This window comes from Ensifer sp. WSM1721 (assembly GCF_000513895.2).
Lineage (GTDB): Bacteria > Pseudomonadota > Alphaproteobacteria > Rhizobiales > Rhizobiaceae > Sinorhizobium.
In genome coordinates this window covers 3,011,320-3,025,312 of sequence record NZ_CP165782.1, presented here as the reverse complement: position 1 = coordinate 3,025,312, position 13,993 = coordinate 3,011,320, and the positions used below count along the sequence as shown (strand labels likewise).

Genomic DNA, 13,993 nt, shown 5'->3' with positions numbered 1-13,993 from the left:
CCTGATAGGCGGCCTAGCATTTCCGCACGCGCCGCTTCAACTCTAGAAAGACGGGGCACAATAAGGGATCATGGCGTCGGCGTCCAAGAGGCATCGCCGTTGAAAAGGCGAGTTTGAAGGCCAGGCGAATTGCGGAAAGACACCTCGCGAGAAGACCCTTGCCCAACCGTCCCGACAAGGGGAGGGATCTTAGGTCGGTCCGACCTGACCCCTACTCGAGGCTCGTCCGCCGTGCCTCCATGCGCGCCGTCTTCCAGGTGGAATAGGCGAAGGCGAGGAGGAAGATCGCCGTCATGAGAAGCACGATGGTCGGTGCGGGGGCGCTGTCGATGAAGAAGGAGAGGTAGACGCCGGAGAAGGAAGCAATGGCGGCGACCGCGACCGCGGCGACAAGCATGCCGCGGAACGTCCGCGTGACGAGATAGGCAATCGCGCCGGGGGCGATCAGCATGGCGATGGCAAGGATCAGGCCGACCGCCTTGAGCGCGCCGACGATCGTCAGCGACAGGATCGCGAGCAGCCCGTAATGCAGCCACCCCACCGGCAGGCCGACGGCGCGTGCCTGCGCCGGATCGAAGGCATGAAGCAGGAGGTCGCGCCACTTGAGGCCGAGCACGCCGGCCGCCACCGCTGCGATGAGCCCCGTCTCGAGAATGTCGCCCCAGCCGATGCCGAGCATGTCGCCGAAGAGGATGTGATCGAGATGCACGTCGCTCTGGATGTTCACGTAGAGCACGAGACCGAGGCCGAACATGCCGGAAAAGACGACCCCCATTACCGTGTCCTGCTTGATGCGGCTGTTGTCCTTGAGATAGCCGGTCAAGAGTGCGCAGCACATGCCGGCGGCAAAGGCGCCGAGGGCGAGCGGCAGGCCGACGATGTAGGAGATGACGACGCCGGGGAAGACTGCATGCGAGATCGCGTCGCCCATCAGTGACCAGCCCTTCAGCACCAGAAAACAGGAGAGCATCGCCGTCGGGATCGCGACCAGCACCGAGATCAGGAGCGCGTTGCGCATGAACTCGAATTCGAAGACGGCAAGGAGCATGTCGAGCGATGGCATCATGCGGTCTCCAGCGCCTCGGATGCGCGGCGGCGGGCTGCAAGCAGCCCGTGTTTCGGAGCAAACATGAAGGCGAGCAGGAAGATCGCCGTCTGCAGCACGATGATGATGCCGCCGGTGGCGCCGTCAAGGAAATAGCTCGCATACGCGCCGACGAAGCTCGTCAGTGCGCCGATGGCGATGCTGATGATGATCAGCCGCGGAAAGCGGTCGGTGATGAGATAGGCGGTGGCGCCGGGGGTGACGACCATGGCGATCACGAGAAAGGCGCCGACCGTCTGCAGTGCCGCCACGGTGCAAGCCGAGAGCAGCGTGAAGAACAGCACCTTGATGAACGTCGTGTTGATGCCGATCGAACGGGCGTGGCTTTCGTCGAAGAAGGTCACCATCAGGTCCTTCCATTTCGCCGAGAGGATCACGAGCGAGACGATACCGATGAGGGCGAGTTGCAGCGTGTCGGCCGGGGTGATCGCGAGGATATTGCCGAGCACGATCGTCTGGATGTTCACCGAGGTCGGCGACAGCGACACCATGAAGAGGCCGAGGCCGAAGAAGGAGGTGAAGATCAGCCCGATGATCGTGTCCTCCTTCAATCGCGTGCGCTGATTGAGGAAGAGCATGGCGGCCGCGGCGAGCACTCCGGAGAAGAAGGCGCCGAGAGAAAAGGGGAGGCCGAGCATATAGGCGCCGGCAACGCCCGGCACGATCGAGTGCGAGAGTGCGTCGCCGATCAGCGACCAGCCCTTCAGCATCAGATAGGCCGAGAGGAAAGCGCAGACGGCGCCGACGAGCGCGCTGACCCACATGGCGTTCACCATGTAAGTGTAGGTGAACGGCTCAGTGAGCGTCGCGATCATTCCTTGTCCGCCTCGGTTTCGGGCTTCGCCGGCTGAGTCACCATCTGGCCCTTCGCGCCATACATAACGAGCGGCCGTTCATCGTCGGTGATGACGGAAAGCTGGCGGGGATCGGCGTCGTCGTGCAGGCTCTCGCCGCCGAGCACGAAGTGGCGCAATACGCCGCCGAAGGCTAGTTCGAGATTGTCACGGGTGAAGGTCGTTGGGGTCGGCCCGTAGGCAAGCACCGTGTTTTTAAGAAGGATGGTGCGATCGCAGAATTCCGGCACGCTGCCGAGATTGTGGGTGGAGACGAGCATCACGCGACCTTCCTCCCGAAGCGCGACGAGCAGGCGGATGATCGCATCCTCGGTCTTGACGTCGACGCCGGTGAAAGGCTCGTCGAGCAGGATGACGCGGCCGTCCTGCGCGAGCGCCCGGGCGAGGAACACGCGCTTCTTCTGGCCGCCGGATAGTTCGCCGATCTGGCGCTTGCGGAAATCGCTCATCCCGACCCTAGCCAATGCCGCCTCGACCGCCTCGTGGTCGGCCTGCTTCGGCATGCGCAGCATGTTCATGTGACCGTAGCGGCCCATCATCACCACGTCCTCGACGAGGACGGGGAAATTCCAGTCGACCTCCTCGGCCTGCGGCACATAGGCGACGAGGTTCTTCTTCAGCGCCTGCGGTACGGTAAGCCCGAGGATCGAGATATCGCCCTTCGCCAGCCGGACGAAACCCATGATCGCCTTGAAGAGCGTCGACTTGCCGCTGCCGTTTACGCCGACGAGCGCGGCGATCGTGCCGGTCGGGATTTCAAAGGAAGCATCGCGCAGCGCCCGGTGACCGTTGCGATAGGTCACGGTCGCGCCGCTCACGCGGATGCCGTTTGCTTTCTCTTTTGGAACCGCTTTCGGATAGGCGCGGGCCTTTTCCTGAAGGTTCATTGCGATAAGCCTTTCGCGATCGTTTCCGATGTAACGCGCAGGAGATCGAGATAGGTCGGAACGGGGCCGTCGGCCTCGCTCAAGGAATCGACATAGAGCACGCCGCCGTATTTTGCACCCGTCTCGCGCGCGACCTGCTGGGCGGGATCGGGCGAGATCGTGCTTTCGGAAAAGACTACCGGAATATGATTTGCCCGGACGGCGTCGATCACCTTGCGTACCTGCTGCGGCGTGCCCTGCTGGTCGGCATTGATCGGCCAGAGATAGAGTTCCTTCAGGCCGAAGTCGCGGGCGAGATAGCTGAAGGCGCCCTCGCTCGAAACCAGCCAGCGTTTCTCCGCCGGGATCTTTTCGAGTTCGGCGCGAATGGGTGCGATCGTCGCTTCGATCTTCTTCTTGTAGGCCTCGGCATTCGCCTTGTAGATCTCGGCGTTTTCCGGATCGTGCTTCACGAAAGCATCGCGGATGTTGTCGACATAGATCAGAGCTGCGGAAGGCGACATCCAGGCATGCGGGTTCGGCTTGCCGGTATAGGGGCCCTCGGCAATCCCCATCGGCTCGACGCCTTCGGAGACGACGACGCCCGGAATGTCATCGAAATTCTGGAAGAACTTCTCGAACCAGAGCTCAAGATTGAGCCCGTTCCATAAAATGAGATCGGCGTCATGCGCCTTCAGGATATCGCGCGGGGTCGGCTGGTAGTTGTGGATCTCCGCCCCCGGCTTGGTGATCGATTCGACGATTGCCGCGTCGCCGGCGACATTGCGTGCCATATCGGCAATGACCGTGAAGGTGGTGACGGCCTTGAACTTTTCCGCTGCGGCGGCCGTGCCGGGCAGGAGGGAAAAGGCAGCCATTGCCGCTGCTGCCACCAGTATCATGCGCCTCGTCGGATCGATCATTCAGCTCTCCTCTTTGCAGACCTATATTATGGGTAGGCGAATGGCCTGCATAAGTCAATGCACATGAGAACCATTTGCAACTAGCTATTTTCAAACAGATGGCCCTTGGCTAGTGTCGCCGGATGAGACAGACGAAAAATCGGATCGAAGAACTGGAAGGAATCCTGCGCGAAGGCGGCGTGCGCGTCACGCGTCAGCGGGCGGCGATCCTGAAGATTCTGGCCGAGGCCGAGGACCATCCGGACGCCAGCGAGCTGCACCGGCGGGCAAAGGAAATCGACGCGACGGTGTCGCTTTCGACCGTCTATCGGACGCTCTCCGCGTTGGAGCAGCAGGGTGTCGTGCAGCGGCACGCCTTCGAGAACGCGACCGCCCGGTTCGAGACGGCGGACGCGCCGCACCACGACCATCTGATCGACATCGAAACGGGCGCCGTGATCGAGTTCCGCTCCGACAAGATCGAGCAGCTCCAGGCGGAGATCGCCGCCGAACTCGGCTATGAATTGGTGCGCCACCGGCTGGAGCTCTATTGCCGCAAGCGCAAGGATTGAGCGGTCAGCCTTTCGGGGCGACCGCCGGGGCTGCGCGTCCGGCGGGCATGGTCATTGCGGCCACCCCGAGGATGACGCAGCCGAGCCCCAGCCACGCGGTCGCTGACAGCGTCTCGCCGAGAAACAGCACTCCGATCGCAACGCCGATGGGAACGCGAACGTAGGCCTGCGCCGTCGCACCGACGGAGCCGAGCGTGTGGATCAGCCGGAAGTAGATGGCGAAGGCGAGGGCCGTAGAGAAGACCGAGAGGCACAGGAGCGCCATCAGTGATCGGGTCGAAGGCGTGAGGGTCCACGGCTGATCGACGATCAGGCTCGCCGGGATGAGCAGAGCGGCGCCCGAGATCAGCGATCCGGCGGCGGGGATGATCGGGTCGAGGCCCTTGAAGCCCTTGCCGAAGATCGCGGCGCCCGCATAGCAGACGGTCGCAACCACCACCGCGATCTGTGCCGCGAGTTGATCGCCGATGCCGCGGAAGGCCTCCAAGCCGATGATCAAGCTCGTGCCTGTCAGCCCGGCGACTACACCCAGGAACTCGCGCGTGGTAACCGGCTCGTGTCGGGTGATCAGCGCCGTCAGCAGGAAGGCGAATATGGGCGTGGTCGAATTGAGGATCGCTGCGACGCCGGCATCGATCGTGCGCTCGGCCCATGCGATCAGCGTGAACGGAAAGACGCTGTTGAGGCAGGCCTGGAACAGAAAACGCCGCCAGGTGGGCGCGTCACGCGGCAGCGAAAGGCCGCGCCAGCGGATGACGGCGAGAAGGATCGCGCCGGCGATCAAGGTGCGGGCGGCGATCAGCGTCACTGGCGGAATGGTTTCGACGCCGAGCTTGATGAAGGTGTAAGAGGCGCCCCAGAGCGTCGCGAGCGCGAGAAGAAGCAATAGTTCGAAAGCGATGTTTGTCTTGGCGGCAGCGATCATCGATCAGTCCTTGAAGCGAGTCCATGCCGCTCTTCTAACCTCGCCGGAGAGATGGATGCTTCGGTCCCGATCGAAATGTGATGCATCTACGGGAGATCTCCCCGCGAGGGGGAGATCCTTTCAATAGCGGGCGCGCCCGCCCTGTGGCGTGATTGCGGAAGCCGCTCTAATTCAGCGGAATGGCGTTGTTCTCCTTGCCAGCCTGGTAGGCGGCGGAGAGGTCGGCATATTTGCGGCTGATCAGCTCGGCGCGCTGTTGAAGCTGCGCTCGGTCGGCCTCGGGAAGCTCGGTGATCAGATCGGGAATCGACCGGCCTTTCCAGAAGGCGTTGGTCCTGTTGTAGCCGCCGGGTTCCAGCGTGAAGACTTCCTTGAGGATTTTAAGATCGTGCGGGATGGCGAAGGCGTCGCGCGAATCCTCGTGGCTGAAGAAATAGTAGAAATTGTCGAAGCCCGCCCAGGTGATCGCCGAAAGGCACATGGAGCAGGGCTCGTGGGTCGACAGGAAGATGAGGTCGCGCGAGCAGGGGCGGGCGGCGGGTCCCGTCATCTCGTAGAACCGCTTCAAGGTGTGAACTTCGCCGTGCCAGAGCGGATTCTCGGTTTCGTTGTTGGTCTCGACGAGGACGACCGACAAGTCCGATTTCTTGAGCAGGGCGGCGCCGAAGATCTTGTTGCCCGCCGCCACGCCGGCCTCCGTCTTCGGAATGATTCTGCGCTCCATCGTGGTGAGCAGGGCGTCGAGCAGGCCGAGCGTTTCGTTCTGTTGTAGCATATGGTCTTCCTTTGGTTGGTGGCGCGTCTGACGTACCGTGTTGAGCGTCTAGTGTACTTCCGAGGGGATCACAGGCACCTCGATGCCTTTCGCGTCATAAAGCTTGCCATTGAGGAAATAGTCGCCATCGTGCAGCCGCGCGATGTCCTGATATCTGAGCGTCCGCTCCGTTCCAGCGACGAACACGGATTGCTGGTCGGAGTTGCCGGCGGTCAGGTGATTGAAGATCAGGTTGAGGCTGATCGCCATCAGCGCGGCGGAACTGATGCCGGAGTGGAAGATCGTCGCGAACCAAGCGGGGAAATGCTCGTAGAAAGAGGGCGAAGCGATCGGGATCATGCCGAAACCGATCGAAGTGGCGACGATGACCAGGTTCATATTGTTGGTGTAGTCGACCTTTGAGAGCGTCCGGATGCCGCTCGCGGCGACCGTGCCGAAGAGCACGATGCCGGCGCCGCCGAGAACCGCGCTTGGAACCGCCGCGACGATGCGGCCCATGACCGGCAACAAGCCGAGCATCACGAGAAAAAGGCCGCCGGTTGCAACGACGTAACGGCTCTTGACCCCGGTGACCGCCACGAGCCCGACGTTCTGCGCAAAGGCGCTCTGGGTGAAGGAGCCGAAGATCGGCGCGACGAGGCTCGAGAGCATGTCGGCCCTCAGACCGTCGCCGAGGCGGCGCGAATCCACCTTCGTTTCGATGATTTCGCCGACCGCAAGAATGTCCGCGGAGGTCTCGACCAGCGTCACCATTATCACGATGCACATCGAGACGATCGCAGCGATCTCGAAGGTCGGATAGCCGAAATGGAAGATCGTCGGAAGGGCGAAGAACGGCCCTTCGGCCACCTTCGAGAAATCGGCCATGCCGGTGAAATAGGCGATGACGGTGCCGATGATGAGGGCGAGCAGGATCGAGAGCCTCGAGACTGCGGCGCTGCCGAGTTTGCTCAGCAACAGCACGATGACAAGCGTCGCGGCGGCGAGCTGGATATTGGCCGGACTGCCGAAGTCCGGCGCTTGGGCGTCGCCTCCCATCGCCCATCGCGCCGCAACGGGCATCAGTGTCAATCCGATGGTGGTGATCACGATGCCCGTGACGAGCGGCGGGAAGAAGCGGGTGATCCGCGAAAAAACCGGCGTGATCAGCAGCCCGATCAACGAGGCGGCCATGACAGCGCCGAGCACGGCTTCCAGGCCGCCGTTGCCGGAGATGGCGATCATCGTGGCGACGCCCGAGAAGGAAACGCCCTGGACCAGCGGCAAGCGGCTTCCGAAAAATGGCAGTCCGATGGTCTGCAGTATGGTGGCGAGGCCTCCGGCGAAAAGCGATGCGGTGATCAGCAATCCGACGTCGCTGGAGCTAAGGCCCGCCGCCTGGCCCAGAATCAGCGGTACCGCGACGATGCCGCCATACATTGTCAGCACGTGCTGCAGGCCATAGGCCAGATTGGCGCCGATACCGAGTTTCTCATCCTCCGGGCGCCTTTGCGATAGAAGTTCGTCTGCGCTGTTTGCCAAGGCAATCTCCTCCAATACCTTTGCATGAAATCCCACCTCCTCCGCGACGTGGGGTGGCAAACTATGGCAGCGAGCGGGCGGCATGGCTTTATTGAAAAACGGGAAACAGTTTTCGGTTGTCCGTCGGTAATGCGCGGCGCGGAACATGGGCGTTGCGCCTCGCCGGCTTGTGACAGAGCCTTTCTTTCGTGCGCCGCAGACGCGGCGCTGCTGGATCCCTGTGACAAGTCGCAGGGATGACGGCGAAAGGGGCCAAGCTGATATACTTTTCCTGGATGTGCTCCAAACAAATAAACCGGGGCCGTTTCCAGCCCCGGTGCCGCATCTCCTCGGAAGGGAGGCCGCCCGGCGGATCGGGCGGCCTTTATCGATCAGTTCGTCTGCCAGCTCTTGACCAGATCGTCGTAGTTGACGGTGATCGGCTTTTCCTTCTCGTTCTCGACCTTGAGCTGCGGAGCGAGGTTGCCCTTGGAGACGGCGTCCTTGTTCCAATATTCGAGGTCCTGCTCTTCGGCGAGCTTCGGACCGATGTCGCCCTGGATGCCGGCGCGCTCGAGGCGCTGCAGCACCTTTTCCTGCTCGGCGCAAAGCGAGTCCATGGCTTCCTGCGCGGTCTTGGCGCCGGAAGAGGCGTCGCCGATCGCCTGCCACCAGAGCTGTGCCAGCTTCGGATAGTCAGGAACGTTCGTGCCGGTCGGCGACCACTGCAGGCGGGCCGGCGAACGGTAGAACTCGATCAAGCCGCCGAGCTTCGGGGCGCGGTCGGTGAAGCTCTTATGGTCGAGTGTCGACTGGCGGATGAAGGTGAGGCCGACATGGCTCTTCTTCACGTCGATCGTCTTCGAAGTCACGAACTGCGCATAGAGCCAGGCGGCCTTGGCGCGATCGTCCGGGGTGGATTTCATCAGCGTCCAGGATCCTGCGTCCTGGTAGCCGAGCTTCATTCCATCCTTCCAATAGACGCCGTGCGGGCTCGGAGCGAAACGCCACTTCGGCGTGCCGTCCTCGTTGACGACCGGAAGGCCTTCCTTCACGAAGGCGGCGGTGAAGGCCGTATAGGTGAACATCTGCTGGGCGATCTCGCCCTGCGAGGGAACCGGGCCGGACTCCGAGAAGGTCATGCCCTGGGCAGCAGCCGGCGCATAGGCCTTCATCCAGTCGAGATACTTCTGGATCGCATAAACCGAGGCCGGGCCGTTGGTGTCGCCGCCGCGAGCGACGCAGGAGCCGACGGGCCGGGAGTTTTCATCGACCTTGATGCCCCATTCGTCGACCGGCTTGCCGTTCGGGATGCCCTTGTCGCCATTGCCGGCCATCGAAAGCCAGGCGTCGGTGAAGCGCCAGCCGAGCGACGGGTCCTTCTTGCCGTAGTCCATGTGACCATAGACCTTCTTGCCGTCGATCTCGCGACCGGTAAAGAACTCGGCGATGTCTTCATAGGCCGACCAGTTGACCGGAACGCCGAGATCGTAGCCGTACTTCGCCTTGAAGTCCGCTTTGTTCTTCTCGTCGTTGAACCAGTCGTAACGGAACCAGTAGAGGTTCGCGAACTGCTGGTCGGGAAGCTGATAGAGCTTGCCGTCCGGGGCCGTGGTGAAGGACTTGCCGATGAAGTCGTCGATGTCGAGGTTCGGATTGGTGACGTCCTTGCCTTCGTTTGCCATCCAGTCGGTCAGGCTGCGCGCCTGCTGGTAGCGCCAATGGGTGCCGATCAGGTCACTGTCGTTGATATAGGCGTCGTAGATATTTTCGCCCGACTGCATCTGCGTCTGCAGCTTCTCGACGACATCGCCTTCGCCGATCAGGTCGTGCGTGATCTTGATGCCGGTGATGGCGGTGAAGGCCGGGGCCAGCACCTTCGATTCGTATTCATGGGTGGCGATCGTTTCGGAGACAACCTTGATGTCCATGCCGGCGAAAGGCTTCGCTGCATCGACGAACCATTGCATTTCCGCTTCCTGGGCAGCGCGGTCGAGCGAGGAGAGGTCGCTGATTTCCTTGTCCAGGAATTGTTTTGCCTCCTCCATGCCGGCGAAGGCCGTGCCCGTGAGTGCCAGCAGCATGGCCGCCGTCGTTGTCAAAAGGTGCCGTCGCATCAATTCCTCCCTTGGGTTTTGCGATTGCGTTTCCTTGCAGTCTAAAAGGGCACGCGCCTACGGCGCACCCTTCATTTCGCGCCTCAGACGTAGCGGAAGACGGCGACGGCGTAGATCACCGAGAGGGCGAGCGCCCACCAGAGATTTGCGCCGACCAGCCCCAGCCAAGCGAGGTGAATGAATGCGCTTCCGAGCAGCGAGACGAACAGCCGGTCGCCGCGGGTCGTTTCGAAGCGCAGGATGCCGACGCGCGGGTTGCCGCCGGGCCGGGCATATTCCCAGACAGCCATCAGCGACAGCAGCGCGAAGATCGTCAGAAAGAACATGGCGGTCGGGAAGGACCAGGCCATCCAGCCGCCGGGGATCAGCGGGGCGAACCAGTCGCGTTCGCCGTCCTTGACCGGCAGAGCAGAAATGAGCAGGCCCGCGGCCACGGCATAGACGACGAGCACGGCGGCAAGTGCGACGGGCCAGCGGTTCTTGTGAGCGGCGATGGTTGCCATCAGACCCTCCCCAGGGCGAAGCCCTTGGCGATGTAGTTGCGGACGAAATAGATGACGAGTGCGCCGGGGATGATCGTCAGCACGCCGGCAGCGGCGAGCACGCCCCAGTCGAGACCGGAGGCCGAGACCGTCCGGGTCATCGTCGCGGCGATCGGCTTGGCGGCGGTCGTCGTCAGCGTGCGGGCGATCAGGAGCTCCACCCACGAGAACATGAAGCAGAAGAAGGCGGCGACGCCGATACCGGAGGCGATCAGCGGCACGAAGATCTTCGCGAAGAAGCGCGGGAAGGAGTAGCCGTCGATATAGGCGGTCTCGTCGATTTCCTTGGGCACGCCCGACATGAAGCCTTCGAGAATCCAGACGGCGAGCGGCACGTTGAACAGGCAATGCGCGATCGCGACCGCGATATGCGTGTCGATCAGGCCAAAGGCGGAATAGAGCTGGAAGAACGGCAGTGCGAAAACCGCCGGCGGCGCCATCCGGTTGGTCAAGAGCCAGAAGAACAGGTGCTTGTCGCCGAGGAACCGGTAGCGCGAGAAGGCATAGGCCGCCGGCAGCGCCACGGTCACGGAGATGACGGTGTTCAGCACCACGTAGATGATCGAGTTGATATAGCCGGAATACCAGGAGGGATCGGTGAAGATCACCCGATAGTTCCGGAGCGTCGGGTTCTGCGGCCAAAGCGAGAAGGCGCCGAGGATTTCGGTCGTCTCCTTGAAGCTCATATTGACGAGCCAATAGATCGGCAGGAGCAGGAAGGCGATGTAGAGCGTCGGCACCAGCCAGGAGAGGCGCTGCGAGAGCGGTTGCTTGTTGGTCATCATGGTGTCCTCCCTTCTTCTCAACCCTGCGCGTCGCTCGTGGTCATCACCGTGTAGAAGATCCACGACAAGAGCAGGATGATGAGGAAGTAGATGATCGAGAGGGCTGCGGCGGGGCCGAGGTTGAACTCGCCGATCGCCATCTTGACGAGGTCGACCGACAGGAAGGTCGTCGAGTTGCCCGGGCCGCCGCCGGTGACGACGAAGGGCTCCGTATAGATCATGAAACTGTCCATGAAGCGTAGCAGGAAGGCGATCAGCAGCACGCGCTTCATCTTCGGAAGCTGGATGTAGCGAAAAACCGACCAGCGCGAGGCGCCGTCGATCTTGGCCGCCTGGTAGTAGGCGTCCGGAATCGAGACGAGGCCGGCATAGCAGAGCAGCACGACGAGGCTGGTCCAGTGCCAGACATCCATGATGATCAGCGTCACCCAGGCGTCGAGCGGGTTCTGCACGTAATTGTAGTTGATGCCGAGCGAGGCGACCGCTCGTCCGAGCAGGCCGATGTCGACGCGGCCGAAGACCTGCCAGATGGTGCCGACGACGTTCCACGGGATCAGCAGCGGCAGCGCCATCAACACGAGGCAGATCGGCACGCCGATGCCCTTCTTCGGCATGTTGAGGGCGATCACGATGCCGAGCGGTATCTCGATCGCCAGGATGATCGCCGAGAAGATCAGGTTGCGGGTGAGCGCGTCCCAGAAGCGGTCGGATTCGAGCACGTCCAGGAACCAGTCGGTGCCGGCCCAGAAGAACTCGTTGTTGCCGAAGGTATCCTGCACCGAATAGTTGACGACGGTCATCAGCGGGATCACCGCCGAAAAGGCGACGAGCACCAGCACCGGCAGGACCATGAACCAGGCCTTGTTGTTCCAGGTCTTTTCCATGTCAGGCCTCCCCGCCGACGCGCCACGAATCGGCATAGATGTTGATTGCCTTCGGATCGAAGGTGACGCGCGGCTCGGCGGGGATCTCGCGGTCCTCGTCGACCACGATCGAGATCGGCCGATCGGCGAAGCGGGCGCGTACGATCTTGTGGCGGCCGATATCCTCGACCTTGGTGATCGCGACGGGCATGCCCTCGCGGCCGAGCGAGATGAATTCCGGACGGATGCCGAGTTCGGTCTTCGCGCCAGCCTCGATCTTCGGCCGGAAATTCAGGGCAATGCTTTGGTCACCGATAGCTGCCGTGGCTCCGTCGATCTCGGCCGGCAGGACATTCATGCCCGGAGAACCGATGAAATAGCCGACGAAGGTGTGGCGCGGCCGCTCGAAGAGCTCGGCCGGCGTGCCGATCTGGACGATCTGGCCGTCATACATGACGACGACCTTGTCGGCGAAGGTGAGCGCCTCCGTCTGGTCATGCGTCACATAGACCATGGTGAAGCCGAATTGCTTGTGCAGCCGCTTGATCTGCGAGCGCAGCACCCATTTCATCTCGGGATCGATAACGGTCAGCGGCTCGTCGAAGAGGATGGCGCTGACGTCGGAGCGCACGAGCCCGCGGCCGAGCGAGATCTTCTGCTTCTGGTCGGCCGTCAGCCCGCGCGCGGTTTTCTTCGCCCAACCGCCGAGCCCGGTCATCTCGATGATCTCCTTGACGCGGCGGTCGACCTCCGCTTCCGGCACGTGGCGGTTGCGTAAAGGGAAGGCGAGGTTGTCGTAGACCGTCATCGTGTCGTAGATGACCGGGAACTGGAACACCTGGGCGATGTTGCGCTGCTGCGTCGTCAGATGCGTGACGTCCGTGCCGTCGAAGAGGATGCGGCCCTCAGACGGGTTGATCAGCCCCGAAATGATGTTGAGCAGCGTGGTCTTGCCGCAGCCGGAAGGGCCGAGCAGCGCGTAGGCGCCGCCGTCGTTCCATTCGTGATGGACTTCCTTCAGCGCGTAGTCGGCTTCCGACTTCGGCTTGGCGCCGTAGGCGTGGCGGATATGTTCGAGATTGATGCGTGCCATGGTCTCCTCCCCGACGCTCTTCAGGCCGTCCCGCCGACTGCCCGGCCGTCCGGCCCGAAGGCCATCAGATGACGGGTGTCGACAAAGACCTCGAGGGTCGCGTCCGGTTCGATGTCGTGAATGCCTGGCGCCAGCATCACCCAGCGCGCATCGGCGAAGCCGACGTGGATGAAGCTTTCCGATCCGGTGATCTCGGAAATCGCCGTCTTGACGGTGAGCGGATCGCCGCTTCCGTTGGGGCGGTCGAAGGAAATGTGGTGTGGCTGGAAGGCGACCGTGCAGGGGCCGTCCGCCACCGCCGCCAGATGCGCCGGAACGGGAAGCACCGGCTTACCTTCGAGCGTGAAATGCGACGCCGCTTTCACGAGGCCGATCGTGTTGAGCGGCGGATCGGCAAAGGTGCGGGCGGTGACGATGTCGACCGGACGGCGGTAGACGTCGATGGTGCGGCCGAACTGCGTGATCCGCCCCTCGCTCAAGGTGGCGGTGTTGCCGCCGAGCAGGAGCGCTTCGGAGGGCTCTGTCGTCGCATAGACGAAGATCGCGCCGGAAGCCGCAAAGATCTTCGGCAGCTCCTCGCGCAGTTCCTCGCGCAGCTTGTAGTCGAGATTGGCGAGCGGCTCATCGAGCAGCACCAGGTCGGCATTCTTGACGATGGCGCGCGCCAGCGCCGTGCGCTGCTGCTGGCCGCCGGAAAGATTGAGCGGCGTCCGGTCAAGATAGGGGGTGAGTTTCAGGAGCTCGGCCGCCTTGCGCACTTCCCGGTCGATCGTGGTTCCATCGACGCCCTTGATGCGCATGGGCGAGGCGATGTTTTCGTAGACCGTCATCGCCGGATAGTTGATGAATTGCTGATAGACCATGGCGACCGAGCGCTTTTGCACCGGCACGCCGGTAACGTCGATACCGTCGAAATGGATCGAACCGATGGCCGGTTTGTCGAGACCGGCCATAAGCTGCATCAGCGACGTCTTGCCGGAGAGCGTCGGGCCGAGCAGCACGTTGAGCGACCCCCTTTCCAGCGCAAGGTCGGTCGGGTGGATGTGCGTCTCGCCTCCGACGACCTTGGATATGTTCTTCATTTCAAGCATTGA

14 protein-coding genes are annotated in these 13,993 nt (G+C 62.5%); 1 reads left to right on the top strand and 13 read right to left on the bottom strand.

What is annotated here, in order from left to right:
- Positions 1–211: 211 nt before the first annotated feature.
- The 4 genes from M728_RS14665 to M728_RS14650 are packed head-to-tail and all read right to left on the bottom strand — an operon-like array spanning position 212 to position 3,748.
- Positions 212–1,066: a metal ABC transporter permease gene (locus M728_RS14665; protein ID WP_026620020.1), complete on the bottom strand. Its 855-nt coding sequence runs from the start codon at positions 1,064–1,066 to the stop codon at positions 212–214.
- Positions 1,063–1,920 carry a metal ABC transporter permease gene (locus tag M728_RS14660; RefSeq protein WP_026620019.1) on the bottom strand — a complete coding sequence of 286 codons (858 nt, stop codon included), beginning with the start codon at positions 1,918–1,920 and terminating at the stop codon, positions 1,063–1,065. Before M728_RS14660 ends, M728_RS14665 begins: the two co-directional genes overlap by 4 nt.
- The gene (locus M728_RS14655) at positions 1,917–2,846 is read right to left on the bottom strand and encodes a manganese/iron ABC transporter ATP-binding protein (protein ID WP_026620018.1); all 930 of its coding nucleotides are present in this window, start codon (positions 2,844–2,846) and stop codon (positions 1,917–1,919) included. The genes M728_RS14660 and M728_RS14655 overlap by 4 nt, the downstream gene beginning before the upstream one ends.
- Positions 2,843–3,748, bottom strand: coding sequence for a metal ABC transporter substrate-binding protein (locus tag M728_RS14650; protein WP_026620017.1), 906 nt, complete (start codon positions 3,746–3,748; stop codon positions 2,843–2,845). The genes M728_RS14655 and M728_RS14650 overlap by 4 nt, the downstream gene beginning before the upstream one ends.
- Before the next feature lie 122 nt (positions 3,749–3,870).
- Here M728_RS14650 and M728_RS14645 point away from each other — a divergent pair, with 122 nt between their 5' ends.
- A complete protein-coding gene (locus M728_RS14645; protein ID WP_026620016.1) occupies positions 3,871–4,299 on the top strand; it encodes a Fur family transcriptional regulator in 429 nt (142 codons plus the stop codon).
- Between the two features lie 4 nt (positions 4,300–4,303).
- Here the strand turns inward: M728_RS14645 and M728_RS14640 are convergent, their stop codons facing one another.
- The 9 genes from M728_RS14640 to M728_RS14600 all read right to left on the bottom strand — a co-directional run bounded on the left by M728_RS14640 (position 4,304) and on the right by M728_RS14600 (position 13,990).
- Positions 4,304–5,224 carry a DMT family transporter gene (locus M728_RS14640; RefSeq protein ID WP_026620015.1) on the bottom strand — a complete coding sequence of 307 codons (921 nt, stop codon included), beginning with the start codon at positions 5,222–5,224 and terminating at the stop codon, positions 4,304–4,306.
- A gap of 166 nt (positions 5,225–5,390) precedes the next feature.
- Positions 5,391–5,999 (bottom strand): deaminase, encoded by a 609-nt coding sequence (locus M728_RS14635; RefSeq protein WP_026620014.1) that lies wholly within the window; start codon positions 5,997–5,999, stop codon positions 5,391–5,393.
- Positions 6,000–6,047: 48 nt separating this feature from the next.
- Positions 6,048–7,520 (bottom strand): nucleobase:cation symporter-2 family protein, encoded by a 1,473-nt coding sequence (locus M728_RS14630; protein ID WP_026620013.1) that lies wholly within the window; start codon positions 7,518–7,520, stop codon positions 6,048–6,050.
- 371 nt (positions 7,521–7,891) lie between these two features.
- Positions 7,892–9,616, bottom strand: a complete 1,725-nt coding sequence (locus M728_RS14625) for an ABC transporter substrate-binding protein (RefSeq protein ID WP_026620012.1) — start codon at positions 9,614–9,616, stop codon at positions 7,892–7,894.
- Positions 9,617–9,699: 83 nt separating this feature from the next.
- The gene (locus M728_RS14620) at positions 9,700–10,119 is read right to left on the bottom strand and encodes a DUF2160 domain-containing protein (protein ID WP_026620011.1); all 420 of its coding nucleotides are present in this window, start codon (positions 10,117–10,119) and stop codon (positions 9,700–9,702) included.
- Positions 10,119–10,943, bottom strand: a complete 825-nt coding sequence (locus M728_RS14615) for a carbohydrate ABC transporter permease (protein WP_026620010.1) — start codon at positions 10,941–10,943, stop codon at positions 10,119–10,121. Before M728_RS14615 ends, M728_RS14620 begins: the two co-directional genes overlap by 1 nt.
- A gap of 17 nt (positions 10,944–10,960) precedes the next feature.
- A complete protein-coding gene (locus M728_RS14610) occupies positions 10,961–11,827 on the bottom strand; it encodes a carbohydrate ABC transporter permease (RefSeq protein WP_026620009.1) in 867 nt (288 codons plus the stop codon).
- 1 nt (position 11,828) lies between these two features.
- Entirely contained in the window at positions 11,829–12,899 is a 1,071-nt protein-coding gene (locus M728_RS14605; protein WP_026620008.1) for an ABC transporter ATP-binding protein, read from the bottom strand.
- A 20-nt stretch (positions 12,900–12,919) separates the two neighbouring features.
- Positions 12,920–13,990, bottom strand: coding sequence for an ABC transporter ATP-binding protein (locus M728_RS14600; protein ID WP_026620007.1), 1,071 nt, complete (start codon positions 13,988–13,990; stop codon positions 12,920–12,922).
- Positions 13,991–13,993: the final 3 nt, after the last annotated feature.